At 70.1% G+C, this 15,307-nt stretch carries 7 protein-coding genes; 6 read left to right on the forward strand and 1 reads right to left on the reverse strand.

Translation table 11 applies throughout. The features are described from left to right. The first annotated feature begins 33 nt into the window (after positions 1 to 33). The 6 genes from ACIRGA_RS32990 to ACIRGA_RS33015 all read left to right on the forward strand — a co-directional run bounded on the left by ACIRGA_RS32990 (position 34) and on the right by ACIRGA_RS33015 (position 8,897). Positions 34 to 4,269, forward strand: a complete 4,236-nt coding sequence (locus ACIRGA_RS32990) for a beta-ketoacyl synthase N-terminal-like domain-containing protein (protein WP_400948672.1) — start codon at positions 34 to 36, stop codon at positions 4,267 to 4,269. Continuing rightward, positions 4,266 to 4,565 carry an acyl carrier protein gene (locus tag ACIRGA_RS32995; protein WP_400948589.1) on the forward strand — a complete coding sequence of 100 codons (300 nt, stop codon included), beginning with the start codon at positions 4,266 to 4,268 and terminating at the stop codon, positions 4,563 to 4,565. Before ACIRGA_RS32990 ends, ACIRGA_RS32995 begins: the two co-directional genes overlap by 4 nt. A gap of 2 nt (positions 4,566 to 4,567) precedes the next feature. Next, entirely contained in the window at positions 4,568 to 5,359 is a 792-nt protein-coding gene (locus ACIRGA_RS33000; RefSeq protein ID WP_400948591.1) for an alpha/beta fold hydrolase, read from the forward strand. After that, positions 5,360 to 6,502, forward strand: coding sequence for a glycosyltransferase (locus ACIRGA_RS33005; protein WP_400948593.1), 1,143 nt, complete (start codon positions 5,360 to 5,362; stop codon positions 6,500 to 6,502). It abuts the gene before it with no gap. 80 nt (positions 6,503 to 6,582) lie between these two features. After that, complete coding sequence (gene ctaD / locus ACIRGA_RS33010) at positions 6,583 to 8,340, forward strand: cytochrome c oxidase subunit I (protein WP_400948596.1); 1,758 nt, start codon at positions 6,583 to 6,585, stop codon at positions 8,338 to 8,340. Between the two features lie 23 nt (positions 8,341 to 8,363). Beyond that, on the forward strand, positions 8,364 to 8,897 hold the full coding sequence (locus tag ACIRGA_RS33015; RefSeq protein ID WP_400948599.1) for a bifunctional nuclease family protein: 534 nt from the start codon (positions 8,364 to 8,366) through the stop codon (positions 8,895 to 8,897). A 67-nt stretch (positions 8,898 to 8,964) separates the two neighbouring features. Here the strand turns inward: ACIRGA_RS33015 and ACIRGA_RS33020 are convergent, their stop codons facing one another. After that, the gene (locus ACIRGA_RS33020; protein WP_400948601.1) at positions 8,965 to 14,451 is read right to left on the reverse strand and encodes a carboxyl transferase domain-containing protein; all 5,487 of its coding nucleotides are present in this window, start codon (positions 14,449 to 14,451) and stop codon (positions 8,965 to 8,967) included. Positions 14,452 to 15,307 lie beyond the last annotated feature (856 nt).

A 15,307-nucleotide genomic window follows, 5' to 3' on the forward strand; every position in this document is an offset into this window, starting at 1 on the left:
GTGGCCGAAACGCCCCCGATCGCGATCGTCGGGATGTCGGTGCTGTTCCCCGGCGCCCCCGATCTGGAGACCTATTGGCGCAACATCGTCGACGGCGTCGACGCGATCACCGAGGTCCCGGCCGACCGCTGGGATCCGGGTTTCTACCAGCCCGACGCGGAACCACGGGCGGACCGGATCTACTGCCACCGCGGCGGATTCGTCGGTGAACTGGCCGATGTGGACGTCACCGGCTTCGGCGTGATGCCGTCGTCGGTTCCCGGTACCGAACCCGATCAGCTGATCGCGCTGCGGGTGGCCGCGCAGGCCATCGCCGACGCGGGCGGCGAGCACCGGCTGCCCGCCGACCGGCAGCGGGCCGGCGTCATCCTCGGCCGCGGCGGCTATCTGACGCCCGGTCTGGTCCGGCTCGACCAGCGGGTCCGCACGGTCACCCAGGTCGTCCGCACCCTCGGCGAACTGATGCCCGAACTCGGCGGTGAGCGGCTGGAGGAACTCCGGCGGGCCTTCACCGAGCGGCTCGGCCCCGAAGCCCCCGACGCCGCGATCGGGCTCGTGCCCAACCTCGCCGCCTCGCGGCTGGCGAACCGGCTCGACCTGCGCGGACCCGCGTACACGGTGGACGCCGCCTGCGCCTCCTCGCTCGTCGCCGTCGACCACGCCGTCCGCGAACTGGCGACCGGGCGGTGCGACGTCGTGCTGGCCGGCGGCGTGCACCACTGCCACGACGTCACGTTCTGGAGCGTCTTCTCCCAGCTCGGCGCGTTGTCGCGGAGCCAGCGGATCCGGCCGTTCCACCAGGACGCGGACGGGGTGCTGATCGGCGAGGGCACCGGGGTCGTCGTGCTGAAGCGGCTCGCGGACGCCGAACGCGACGGCGACCGGGTCTACGCCGTCGTCACCGGCACCGGGGTGGCCAGTGACGGCCGGACCGCCGGACTGTCCACTCCGGACACCGCCGGGCAGGTCCGCGCGGTGCGGCAGGCGTGGACCGCGGCGGGGATCGAGCCCGCCACGATCGGTCTGCTCGAAGCGCACGGGACCGCCACCCCGGCGGGCGACGCCGCCGAACTCGCTACGATCGCGGAGGTCTTCGGGCGGGCGGACGAGCCGACGGCGGTGCTCGGCTCGGTCAAGTCGATGATCGGGCACACCATGCCCGCGGCGGGTGTCGCCGGGCTCGTCAAAGCGGCTTTGGCCGTGTACCACGGGGTTCTCCCGCCGACCCTGCACTGCGAGACCCCACATCCGGCGCTGGCGGCGACCCGGTTCGAGACGCTCGGCGCCGCGAAGGTCTGGGAGACCGACGACCGGCGGCCGGTGCGGCGGGCTGGGGTCAACGCGTTCGGCTTCGGCGGGATCAACGCCCACGTGGTCCTGGAGCAGGCCGCGACCCGGCCGTCCGTCGAGGTCTCCGAGCCCGAACGGGTCCTGCGGCTCTCGGCGCCGACCGTCGCCGAGATGGGTTGCCTGCTCGACCGCGACGACGTCCTGAGCACGGGTGACACCGGCCGCGGCCGGGTCCGGCTCGGCCTCGTCGACCCGACGCCCAAACGGTTGAACCTGGCCAGGAAAGTGGTCGCGAAGGGCAGACCCTGGCGCGGCCGCAACGACCTCTGGTTCGTTCCGGAACCGCTGCTCGGCGCGGGCGGGGGCAAGCTCGCGTTCGTCTTCCCGGGGCTGGAGAACGAATTCGAGGCCCACGCCGACGACATCGCCCGGCATTTCGGCGTCCGCTGGGAATCGCCGGACGTCGCCGTCGGCGACGTCGGCAGGCACGGCAAGGGTGTCTTCCAGCTGGGCAGGCTGCTCGACACGGCGTTGCGCGCTCTGCGCGTGACCCCGGACGCGCTCGCCGGGCACAGCCTGGGGGAGTGGACCGCCATGGCCGTCGCCGGGATCCACACCGACACCGATGTGGACGCGTTCCTGGCGGGTTTCGATCCCGACGCGCTCCAGGTGCCGGGGCTGGCGTTCGCGGTGATCGGCGCGGCCGCGTCCGCGGTCACCGAGGTCCTCAAAGGACAGTCCGAAGTGGTCCTTTCCCACGACAACGCGCCCAACCAGTCGATGATCTGCGGGCCCGAAGAGGCCGTCGACGGCTTCGTCCGCGGATTCCGCGCGGATGGCGTGATCTCCCAGGTGCTGCCGTTCCGCTCCGGTTTCCACACCCCGATGCTCGCCCCGTACCTCGGCCCGATCCGCGAGGCCGCCGAGCGCTACACCCTGCATCCGGCGAAACTTCCCGTCTGGTCGGCCACGACGGGAAAGCATTACCCGTCGGCGGATGCCGGAGTGCGGGAACTGTTCGTCCGGCATCTGCTGGAGCCGGTGCGGTTCCGCACGCTCATCGAGAACATGTACGCGGCCGGATTCCGCGCGTTCGTCCAGACGGGCGCCGGGCAGCTCGGGTCGCTGATCGGGAACACCCTGCACGACCGCGAACATCTCGTCGTCGCCGCGCATTCCGCGCACCGCCCCGGACTTCCGCAACTGTTGCGGACCGCGACGGCCTTGTGGGCCGACGGCGCCGATCCGGCGTTCGAACTCCTGCCGGGCCAAGGCGGTGCGAAACGCGGCCGCACGATCCGGCTCGACCTCGGCGGCGCGCTGGTGTCGCTCGACGAGGGTGTCCGGCGCGCCTTCCGCCCGCCGGCGGTTAAGGCGTCCACTTTGGACCGAATCGGGGAACGGAACCCGCTGGCAGCCGAGTTCTCCGGGTTGCTGGCCGACACCGCCGGTCTGGCGGCGGAACTGTTCGCCGCCAGACCGGCGCCCCGGATCCGGCCGTTGCGCACCGAGCTCCGCGTTTCCGTCGAGACCATGCCGTATCTGCTCGACCACTGCTTCTTCAAGCAGCCACCCGGCGCGGAACCCGCCGACTCGTGGCCGGTCGTGCCCGCCACGACGGTGATCGGGCATCTGATGGACTTCGCCGAACAGGCCGCGCCGGGCAGACGCGCGGTCGGGCTGGAAGACGTCCGGCTGAACCAGTGGATCGCCGCGACGCCCGCGCTCGACGTGCCGGTGACCGTGGTGCCGCAAGGTTCTTCCCGGGCTGGTGTCTCCCTCGGCGACTACTCCAGGGCCGTGATCGATCTGGACGCCGGGTTTCCCGCCGACCCGCCCGGACCGTGGACGTTCCCGGCCGAACGCGAACGGACGCCAGACCTACGCGCCGAGCAGCTCTACACCGATCGCTGGATGTTCCACGGGCCGAGGTTCCAGGGTGTCGATGAACTGGTCGCGGTGGGGGATCGCCACGTGCGCGGGGTGTTGCGGACCCCGGAGGCGCCGGGGGCGCTGCTGGACAACGCCGGGCAGCTCCTCGGGTACTGGATCATGTCCCGGCTGCCCGCCCGGACCACGGTGTTCCCGGTGGGGATGCGGCGGATCAGGTTCTACGGCGAACATCCCGTTCCGGGAGAACGGCTTGACTGCGTCGTCCGCATAGTTTCAGTGACCGACGCGGAACTCGAAGCGGACGTCCAGCTGATCCGCGGCGGCCGGGTCTGGGCCGAGGTCGAGGGCTGGCGCGATCGCCGGTTCGACAGCAACCCGGTGATCCGCGCGATGGACCGGCGGCCCGAGCGCGCCACGCTGTCCGAAGAACGCCACGGCGGCTGGGCGCTGGTCCGCGAGCAGTGGCCCGATCTGGCCACGCGCGAGCTGATCATGCGGAACGTGCTGGCGGGGGAGGAAAGACAGGCGTACGCCGCCCAGGCTCCCCGTCGGAAACGGGCTTGGCTGCTCGGCCGCATCGCGGCGAAGGACGCCGTGCGGCGTCTCTTGTGGACAGACGGTGAAGGCGACATCTTCCCCGCCGAACTCCGGGTCGGGAACGACGCTTCGGGCGCGCCGACCGTTTCGGGTGCCTACGGAAGAAGGCTGCCGGAGCTCACCGTCTCGATCGCCCATCGGGACGCGCTCGGCGTCGCCATCGCCCGCCGAGGTCCTTGCGGGATCGACATCGAGGCGGTGGAAGACCGGCCGGAGAGCACGGTCGCCGCTGCTCTCGGCGAGGCGGAGAGAACCCTCCTCGGCCCGCCGGAAGCGTTGTGGTTCACCAGATTCTGGGCCGCGAAGGAGGCCGTCGCGAAACGGCTCCGCACCGGCTTGCGCGGTGACCCGCGCGCTTTCGCCGTCGTCGGCGCGGACGACGGGCGGCTCACCGTCGAGGTGGGCGGTACCCGGTATCCGGTGTGGCACACCACGATCACCACACCGGCGAAGGATTACGTCGTGGCTTGGACGGAGAACGAAGAATGACCACTGAAACCGTGGCGGCCGGGGCCGTCTTGGCCGACATCACCGCGATGCTGCGCGAACTCCTCGAGGAATACGGGCTGGACGACGCCGAGATCGGCCGGGAGACGAAATTCCACGACGACCTCGAACTGGAAAGCATCGACCTCGTGACGCTGTCCGGGCGGCTGCGCGACCACTACGGCGACAAGGTCAACTTCGCCGAGTTCATCGCGGAACGCGAACTGGACGAGATCATCGCGCTGACCGTCGGCGAACTCGTCGACCACGTGGTCGCGTCCCTGGCGGGGAAGGCCTGAGCATGGCGAAGGTCAAGGTCGGCGACCTCGACGTCCATGTCCAGCGGCTCGGTCCGTCGGATGGCGCGGCGCCGGTCGTGGTGTTCGTCCACGGCCTCCTCACCGACAGCCTGGCGAGCTACTACTTCACGCTCGGGCCCGCCTTCGCCGCCCAAGCCATCGACGTCGTCATGTACGACCTTCGCGGGCACGGTCGCACGACGCGGCCCGCCACCGGCTACCGGCTGGAGGAGTTCGTCACCGATCTCGACGGTCTGCTCACCGAGCTTGGGATCGACCAACCGGTGCACGTGGCCGGGAACTCGTTCGGCGGCTCCGTGGCCTTCGGTCTCGCGGCTTCGCGTCCTGAACGCGTTGCCAGTGTCGTCGCCATCGAAGCGGAGCCACCGGTACGGGCGTGGGTAGGGCACATGGCCGAAGGGCTCGCCGACGCGAAGAACCGGCTCGCGCACGACGAGGTGATCGGCTGGATCGCCGAAAACCACGGCGCGCACACCGCCAGGCTGTCGAAATCGGCGTACAAGATCCTCGCGGCCACCACGCTGGCGGAGGACATCCCGCTGAGCCGGACGATCGACGACGACCTCGGGGCGATCCGCTGCCCGGTGTTCGCGCTGTTCGGCGATTTGTCCGGGCTTTCGGCGCAGGTCCCGGACCTGGAGGCGAAACTGGACTACTGCCGCACCGTTGTCCTGCCGGACCAGGGACATTCGGTGCTCGTCGAGCGCACCGAGGAGACGTCGGCGCTGATCCTGGACTGGATCCGCGAACACTCGCGCGAAACGGTGGCTTGAGTGGGCAGATTCCTCTTCGTCACCCCGCCGCTGACCGGGCACGTGAACCCCGCCGTCGGGGTCGCGGCCGCCCTCACCGCGCGCGGACACCAGGTCGCCTGGGCGGGGCGGCCGGAGGTCATCCGGCGGCTCGCGGGCGACGGTGCCGACGTGTTCCCGTGCGCCGTCCCGCGCCACCTGCCCGAACGCGACGCGGGCCTCAAGGGGCCGGCGGCGTTCCGGTTCCTGTGGGAGGAGTTCCTGATCCCGCTGGCCGAGGCGATGGCGCCCGGGGTCCGCGCCGCGATCGGCCGGTTCCGTCCGCAGGTGGTGGTCGCCGACCAGCAGGCCATCGCGGGCGGGCTCGTCGCCGACGGGCTCGGTCTGCCGTGGGTCACCTCCGCGACGACGTCCGCGGAACTCGTCGACCCGCTGGCCGGGATGCCGAAGGTGGCGGCCTGGCTCGACGACCTCCTCGACGGCCTGCGCGCGCGGATCGACGGCGGTCCCAGCGACCCCAGGATGTCGCCGCACGGCGTGCTCGCGTTCACCACCCGCGAACTGTTCGGCCCGGCCACGCTGCCGGACCGGGTCCGGCTGGTCGGGCCGTCCATCGGCGGGCGCGCACCCACCGGCGGCTTCCCGTGGGACCGGCTCGATCCGGCGATGCCGACGGTGTTCGTCACCCTCGGCACCGCGAACGCCGACGCCGCCGGGGACTTCCTCCGCGCGGCCGCCCGCGGACTGTCCGGGGTCGACGGTATCCGGACCGTCATCGCCGATCCCGGCGGTGCCGTGGGGCCGGTGGGGGACACGGTGCTCGTGGTGCCACAGGTGCCCCAGATGGCGCTCCTGGCCCGCGTGGACGCCGTCGTCTGCCACGGCGGGCACAACACCGTCTGCGAAAGCCTGTGGCACGGGGTGCCGCTCGTGGTCGCCCCGATCCGGGACGACCAGCCGATCATCGCCGGACAGGTCGTCGACGCGGGTGCCGGTGTCCGGCTGCGGTTCGGCCGCGTGAAACCGGACCGGATCGCGGCCGCGGTGACCAGGGTGCTGGACGATCCGGGGTACCGATCGGCCGCCGAAAAGGTGGGCGCTTCGTTCCGGGAGGCGGGCGGGGCCGCCACGGCGGCGGACCACCTGGAGTCTCTACTCGCCTAGCCCTTGAAAAGCCCGTGTGTAGGGACTCTCCTGGAGGGGTACCAGCCTTCAGAAGGTGTGTCCTCGTGCTGGGAGTCGCCATGACCGCCGTGAAGCCCTCTCCGCGACCGGAGGCCGTCCGCTTCGGCGGGAGGATCCGTGCCCCCAAAGGGAGTGTCTTCCTCAGCGTCGTCCGCACCACCGACCACAAGACGATCGGTCTGCTCTACCTGTGCACGTCGTTCGGGTTCTTCCTGGCCGGCGGCTTCATGGCGCTGCTGATGCGCGGTGAGCTGGCCAGGCCGGGGATGCAGTTCCTGTCGCAGGAGCAGTACAACCAGCTGTTCACCATGCACGGCCTCATCATGCTGCTGCTGTACGCGACACCGAATCTCTTCGCCTTCGCCAACTACATCCTGCCGCTGCAGATCGGGTCCCCGGACGTCGCCTTCCCGAGGCTCAACGCGTTCTCCTACTGGCTTTACCTCTTCGGCGGGCTGATGGTGCTCAGCTCGTTCGTGACGCCGAGCGGCGCACCCGACTTCGGGTGGACGATGTACACGCCGCTGTCCAGCGGCGCGCACACCCCGGGCGTCGGCGCCGATCTGGTGATCATGGGCCTGATCGTCTCCGGGCTCGGGACGATCCTCGGTGCGGTCAACATGGTCACCACCATCCTCTGCCTGCGCGCGCCCGGGATGACCATGTGGCGGCTGCCGCTGTTCACCTGGAACATCCTGTTCACCACCATCCTGATCCTGGCGGTCTTCCCGATCCTCACCGCGGCTCTGTTCGGGCTGGAGGCGGACCGGCGGCTCGGCGCGCACGTGTTCGATCCGGCCAACGGCGGGGCGATCCTGTTCCAGCACCTGTTCTGGTTCTTCGGGCATCCCGAGGTGTACATCGTCGCGTTGCCGTATTTCGGCATCATCACCGAGATCGTCCCGGTGTTCAGCCGGAAACCGTTGTTCGGCTACAAACTCATGGTGTTCGCGACGATCGCGATCACCGCGTTGTCCTTCGCCGTCTGGGCACACCACATGTTCGCGACCGGTGCGGTGCTGCTGCCGTTCTTCTCCATCATGACCTTCCTGATCGCGGTGCCGACCGGGATCAAGTTCTTCAACTGGATCGGCACCATGTGGAAGGGGCAGCTCACCTTCGAGTCGCCGATGCTGTGGTCGATCGGGTTCATGGTGACGTTCCTGCTCGGCGGGCTGACCGGGATCATCCTCGCCGCGCCACCGCTGGACTTCCACATCCACGACACCTATTTCGTGGTGGCGCACTTCCACTACGTGCTGTTCGGCACCATCGTGTTCGCGACCTTCGCCGGCATCTACTTCTGGTTCCCGAAGATGACCGGGCGGATGCTCGACGAGCGGCTCGCGAAGCTCCATTTCTGGACCACGTTCATCGGGTTCCACCTGACGTTCCTCGTCCAGCACTGGCTCGGTAACCAAGGAATGCCGCGCCGCTACGCCGATTACCTGAGTACGGACGGCTTCACCCTGCTGCACACCATTTCCACGATCGGCGCGTTCCTGCTGGGCGCGTCGGTGCTGCCGTTCCTCTGGAACGTCGTCCGCAGCTACCGGTTCGGGGAGGTCGTCGAAGCCGACGACCCGTGGGGACACGGGAACTCCCTGGAATGGGCGACGACCTGCCCGCCGCCTCGGCACAACTTCTTCGACCTGCCGAGGATCCGCTCGGAACGCCCGGCGTTCGAACTCCACTACCCGCATATGGTCGCTCGGCTGCGCGCCGAGGGGCATACGACCCCGTTCCAGCGCCGCGACCAGCCCGCCCCGTCGGAAGTGGTGGCGAGCAAGGCACTGAAGGACGACGACACCGCCTGACCCGAGGGAATGAGGTACCGCGCATGATTTCGATGGACGTCGAGGGGATGGCAGTCCTGGCTCCGGAAGCGGCACCGGTGATGCTGCTGCGGGAACGGGAGGGCGAACGCCGCTGGCTGGCGATCACGATCGGCGGCCCCGAGGCGAGCGCGGTGGCGCTCGCGCAGGAACAGATCCGGCTGCCCCGGCCCGGCACGATCGAACTGATCGGCCAGGTGGTCGAGTCGTTCGGGCACCGGGTCACCGGGGTCCAGGTCACCGCGCTGCGGGACGGCATCTTCTTCGCCGACCTGGTACTCGATTCCGGTATCCGCGTCTCGGCCCGGCCGAGTGACGCGGTCGCGATCGGTTTGCGGGCCGGGGTCGGGATCGAGGTGGCGGACGCGGTACTGGAAGTCGCTTCGGTGCGGGTCGAGATCGTGGGATCCGGGCCCGACGCGGAACTGCCGACGGTGCCGCCCGATCCGGTCGCGCAGGAACGGGAGGTCGAGGAGTTCCGGGCGGCGCTGGACAAGATCGTGCCCGAGGATTTCGGGGACCTGCCGCCCGACCCGTGAGCTGAAGGGGCCTTTCATCGCGAAATTCGCGATGAAAGGCCCCTTCAGCTCACTATGGGAGTGGCCGCTACTGCTTCGCCAGGCCCGCTTCGATCGCCTCGATGATGCGCGGCCGCATCTCGGCGGCGCTGATGATCGCGTCCACCGAACCGACCTTCACCGCGCGCTCGATGCTGTGCACGCCGTCGAACTCGGCCGCGACCGCGCCCAGCTTCTCGGCCCGCACCGACGACTGGACCTCGGCCAGTTCCGCGGCCAGCGCGGCCCGTTCGGCACCGGCGGCCCCGCTGAGCTTCTCGGTGAGCGACCGCACCCGCTGATCCGCCGCGGTCCGCGCGTTGACCTCACCGGCGAACACGACCGCCGCGGCGGGCGCCCCGCCGAGCACGGAGGCGAACGAGCCTTCCAGCGCCAGCACCGTCATGTTCGGGTTCAGCGCCTTCGAGAAGACCACGAACGCGCCGCCGTGGTACCGCGAGATCACGGTGAACACGATCGGGCCCTCGAAGTTGACGATCGCCCGGCCGATCTCCGCGCCGTACTCCAGCTGCAGCTTCCGCATCGACTCCGGCGAACCGTCGAAGCCGGACAGGTTCGCCAGCACCACCAGCGGCCGGTTGCCGCTGGCCGCGTTGATCGCCCGCGCCGCCTTCTTCGACGACCGCGGGAACAGCGTGCCCGCGGTGTAGGTGTCCGGGCCGTCGGTGGGCGGGAAGCCGCGGCGCGGCACCGAACGCGACTCGATGCCGAGCAGGCACACCGGCCGCCCGCCGAGGTGCACGTCCTGCACGGCCGCGGTCTCCGCGTCGGCCATGCCCGGCCAGCGCTCCAGCACCGGGTGGTCCTGATCCGACAGCGCGCGCATCACGGTGCGGATGTCGAACGGCTTCTTGCGGTCCGGGTTGGCCTCCCGCGAGAAGATCTGGCCGACCGTGGTGAAGTCGCTGTCGACGGCCGCGTGCGGGAACGACGAGATGTCCCGGTCGATCGGGTCGTTCGTGACCGCCTTGCGCGGGCCGGACTCGTCCGGCGCCACGTAGGTGTGGTCGTAGTGCGACATCAGCACGTCCCGCGCCGCGGCGAGGTTCGGTGCCCAGTACTGCGCCTGGCCGTTCGGGCCCATGACGCGGTCGTAGCCGCCGATGCCGAAGTTGTCCTCGGCCGAGACGCCACCGGAGAAGTCGAGGGACTGCTTACCGGTCAGCACCATCGCGGAATCCGGCGTCATCACCAGGATTCCCTTGGTGTGCATGAGCATCGTCGCTTCGGCGTTCCAGTACGGCTGGGCGCCGACGTTGATCCCGGCGACGACGATGTTGATCTCGCCGCCGTCCTGGGTGAAGTGCACGATCCGCTTGAGCGCGGCCGCGACCCAGTCCATGTTCTCGGTACCGGACTCCATCGAGATCCGGGCACCCGCCGAAAGCGCGTACCACTCCAGCGGAACCCGCAGCCGCTCGGCGAGGTCCAGCGCCGCGATCACCCGCGAACATTCCGGCTCCGACAGCGCGCCAAGGGCCTTCGTCGGATCGCCCAGCAGCACGACGCGCTTGACGCCCTCCGGGTGGCGTTCGGTCGGCGTGGTGACCACACCGGCGACGATCGCCGCCTTGTTGCGGCCCTTCTTCCGGTCGACCGGAACGAGCGTGTTCGTGTCGTCCATGTCGTACTCGGTGAACGAGCCGAGCATCTCGGTCAGCTCGTACGGGTACACCGTGTCGCGGCGACGGGCGCGCAGGACGTTCTGGCGGTAGTCGTCGAGCGGCAGGATCGGCTCGGTCGTGGGCTCGGACAACGACATCTGCACGCCGCCGCTGACGTCGTAGCCGATCCGCACGGCGACCTCTTTGACCTCGCCGGTCGCGCGGTCACGCTGCCTGCCGAGGAACTGGACCTCTTCGAGGCCCGCGCCCGCGGTCGACGGCTGCACACGCTGCGCGACCGTGTTCAGCTCCTCGCCGGTGAGCTCACTGGTCGGCCAGACATACAGCATGATCCTGTTGGTGTCGAAGCGCTTCTTCGGCGGAAGCTTCGCCTGCACCTCGCGGATCGCGTCGAGGCAGCCGGCCAGCGTGCCCTCGACCGCCGGCAGGGCCAGCAGCTTGCCGTCGTTGTCCCGCAACGGGGTCAGGTCACGGACCTGGGCGAGCGCGACCAGCCGCTGATCCGACGGGTTCATCGGCGAGACGCACTTGAACAGGTAGACGTCCTCGTCGCCCGACGGCAGTCGCGTGAGGTCGAAGTTCGCCAGCCGCTGCAACTGCATCCGCTGGGCGATCAGCGGGTGCAGGCCGCGGATCAGCCGCTCTTCGCTGAACCCGGTCGAGGACGGGCGGAAGGTGAAGTGGTGGTGCATCACCGCGCCGCCGTGCCCGGCGACCGTGGTGGTGATCCGCCGGATCCGGCTCGGCAACGACCCGGCCGTGAGAACCTCGCGCAGCCCCGCGGCCATCGCGTCGTCGTCGGCCGACTCGTCGTCCCACGTCAGGTACAGGTCCGCCTCGACGTCGGTGTCGGCGGGCAGCTGGGCCGCGAGAGCGGCGACCGCCTTGATCGCCCCGGGCAGCCCGGCGCGGTCGACGGCGGTGGTGGCCATGTGGAACCGCTCGTTCGCGTCGGCGTAGTCACCGGTGACGAAGGTGCAGCCACCGACGGTGACCTGGCCGACGCCGGTGAGCGCGCGGTTGCCGTAGTAGCGGCGGCTCAGCACTTCCAGCAGCGGGGTGTGATCGGTGCCGGGGCGCCCGATCCGCTGGCCGAGCAGGCGGACCAGCGGCTGCGCGCTGGCCAGCATGCTCGCGATCCGCTCGGCGCGGTCCGGCGAATCCGGGTGCAGGTCGAGGTGACGCAGGTGTTTGCGGACCTCGCTGTACACCTCGGCGCGAGTGCGGCGGAGCAGCGGCTGGGCGAACCAGCGGAACACCACGCTGCGCGCCAGGTCGCCCACTACCGGGAAACGGAGCTGGGTGGCGGCGATGAGCGCCTCCAGCGCCTTGCCCGCCGGCTCGCGCATCGACTCGAACGGCTGCGGCTCGGTGAGCCATTGCCGCAGCAGCGCGGTGACGACCGCGACGTCGGACGAGGTCCGCTGCTGGGCGAGGAAGATGCGGAAGACCGCCTCTTCCAGCTCCGGCGTCCGCTCCAGGTCCTGGATGCCGTAGTGCGCCAGCACCTTCTTCAGCTTGTTCTGGAACGACTCCGACAGCCCGGCCCGCTCGACGTCGAGGCTCTGCAGGTAGGTGTGGAAGAACTCGCGGGAGCTGTGCACCCGGGTGTCCGCCTTGGCGTCCTCGCGGGCCGGCTTGTTGCGCATCAGCTCGGACAGGTCGGCGAACACGGTCAGCAGCTCGACCTCGCCCTCCAGCGGGCGGTCACCGTTGCCCTCCAGTTCGTCGCGGGCGGCGAGGTACGCGCTGAGCGTGCGGCGCTCGTCGTGGGGGTCGACGTCGAAGCCGAGCAGGAGGCTGCGCAGATCCTGTTGTCCCCGCGCGATCCGCTGCGCCGCCGACGTGCCGTCCGGCTCCGCGGGCAGCTCGATCTCGACGCTGCCGGTGTCCTCGGCGACCTCTTCGCCCTCGTCCGCCAGCGGTTCGAGCCGCAGCAGGGGAGCGCCGGTCTCGACCTGGCTGCCGACCGAGACGACGCACTCGCGCAGTTTCGCGCGGAAGGGCGCGCGGAGCACCGTCTCCATCTTCATGCTTTCCAGCACCAGCACGGGCGCGCCCGCCTCGACTTCGGCGCCGACCTCCAGCGGGGTCGCGACGACGAGCGCGGGCGCGGGGGAGCGGACGACGCCGCCCTCGTCCCGGCTGACGCGGTGGGTGACGCCGTCGACCTCGATGAGGTGGATCGGCCCGTGGGTGCCGGTGACCAGGCGGAACCGGGTGCCGTTGACGGTGATCTGGCCGGTGTGCTCGTCGAACCGGTCGACCTCGACGTCGGCGGGGTGGATGTCGCCGCCCGCGGAGACGCCGACGCGGAACCGGCGGTGGCCGATCCTGGCGACGCTCACGCGGTACGCGGCGCCGCGCAGTTTGAGGTCGAGCGGACGGCCGCTCTCGTGCTGAACCTGCGGGCGGCCACCGTGCGCGGTGGAGAGAAGCCGTTGGCGTTCAACGGCTTCCTCGTCCTCGTAGGCCTCGATCGCGGCGGCGGCGAGTGCGATCGCCGAGTGGCGGTGGGTGACCAGCTTGCCCTCACCGCGGACGCGGTCGATCCAGCCGGTGTCGGCGCTGCCGTCGATCACCTCGGGCTGGTCGAGCAGGTCCAGGACGAAGCTCTTGTTGGTCGCGCCGCCCTCGATGATGACCGTGGTCTGCGCCATCGCGCGGCGCAGCCGGCCGAGCGCCTCGTCACGGTCGCGGCCGTAGGCGATGATCTTCGCGATCATCGAGTCGAAGTCGGCGGGGATCGTGTCGCCTTCGCTGACCCCGGTGTCGACCCGGATACCGGGGCCGGCGGGCAGGTCCAGGCGCGCGATGCGGCCGGGCGACGGGGCGAAGTCGCGGTCCGGGTCCTCGGCGTTGAGCCGCGCCTCGACGGCGTGACCGAATTCGGCGGGCTGGACACCTTCGAGCTTGCCACCGGCCGCGACGTGCAGCTGGGCCTTGACCAGGTCCATGCCGGTGGTCAGCTCGGTGATCGGGTGCTCGACCTGCAGGCGGGTGTTGACCTCGAGGAACGCGAACAGCTTGTCGCCGGGGTGGTAGAGGAACTCGACCGTTCCGGCGCCGCGGTACTCGACCGCGAGCGCGAGCCGCTCGGCGGACCGCTTGAGCTCGTCGGCCTGCTCGGGGCTCAGCACCGGGGAGGCGGACTCCTCGATGATCTTCTGGTTGCGGCGCTGCACCGAACAGTCGCGGACGCCGAGCGCCCACGCGGTGCCCTGGCCGTCGGCGATGACCTGGACCTCGACGTGCCGGGCGCCGGTGACCAGGCGCTCCAGGAAGACGACGCCGCTGCCGAAGGCGCGCTCGGCCTCCAGACTGGTGCGCTCGTAGGCGTCTTCGAGCTCGTCGGCGGAGGTGATGACGCGGATACCGCGGCCGCCACCGCCGGCGGTCGCCTTGAGCATCAGCGGGTAGCCGATCTCGGCGGCGGCCTTGATGGCGGCGTCGAGATCCGCGACGGCGCCGCGGCTCCACGGCGCGACGGGCACACCGACCTCTTCGGCGATCAGCTTCGCGCCGATCTTGTCGCCGAGCTTGCGCATCGCGTCCGCGCTCGGCCCGATGAAGGTGACGCCCAGCCGCTCACACAGCTCGGCGAAGGCCGGATCCTCGGCGACGAACCCCCAACCGACCCAGGCCGCGTCGGCCCCGGTCTCGGTCAACGCCCGCTCCAGCACGGCGAAGTCGAGATAGGGACGCGCCGACGCGGGCCCGAGGTTGTAGCTGATGTCGGCTTCCCGGACGAACGTCGCCGACCGGTCCGCGTCCGTGAAGAGCGCGACGGTCTCGATCCGCCGTCCGGTCTCCGCCGAAAGCTCGCGGACGGCATGGATGAGCCGCATCGCGGCTTCTCCGCGGTTGACGATGGCGACACGACTGAACACCGACTGAGCCTCCCAAGCGCGCGACACTGTCCCGCCGGATCACGCGCGGGACAGTCTTCTGTACCTGTCTAACAGCCTGCCGCTTACCGGCCGGTACGAGAATGTCGCCGGTGGCGCATGCCGAGGGCCGGGGATTGTAGGAACCCGCCAAAAAGTGGCCTGGAACACCTAGCGGAGGGGCCGGAAGACGTCATGAAGTGGACAACTGGCGGCTCGGCTTGGTAGCCGGGTTCGCGAGGTGTCACCGGGTGTTCACGCCGGTTTCATCGGGTGGGTGGGCGGTTGTCGCGGCTGCTGTGGGGGTGTGGCCGGTTTTCGGCGAGGTGCTGGCGGGCGGCTCGTTGTTGTGGTGGGTCTTGGCGGTTGGGTGATTGTGGCCGGTTTTCGGCTACGGGCGTTTGGCCGGGGTTGGTGGTTGTCGTGGCGATTGGCTGGGCACTTTCGGGACGGGTTGGTTGGCTCGGCGGGGCCTTGGGTGGAGGTTGGCGGGGCTTTGTCGTTTTTCGGCGACGGTGGGAGTTGGGTCGGCGTCGGTCCTCGATCGAGACGCGGCCGTTGTTCGATGACGGCTGCCCGTGGTGGTGTCGGTCTGGTGGTGGGCGCCCAGCGGGGTTGCCGTTTTTCGGCAATGGAGATCGAAGGGTTCTCGGGTAGAGGCGAGGCGGCGGTCGGGTTGGTGACGCCGCGGGAGCGTGGTCGTTTTCGGCGACGGTGGGGTGGGGTCGAAGTTGATTGCTGTCGTGGCGATTGGCTGGCACTTTTGGGGTGGCTCGTGGAGAGGCGGCGGTGTGGTGGCGGTCCTCGATCGAGCTGTGGTCGCTTTTTGGCGACGGCCGGCCGGGCAGTAGTGCGTGAC

The organism is Amycolatopsis sp. NPDC102389, assembly GCF_044765885.1.
GTDB lineage: Bacteria > Actinomycetota > Actinomycetes > Mycobacteriales > Pseudonocardiaceae > Amycolatopsis.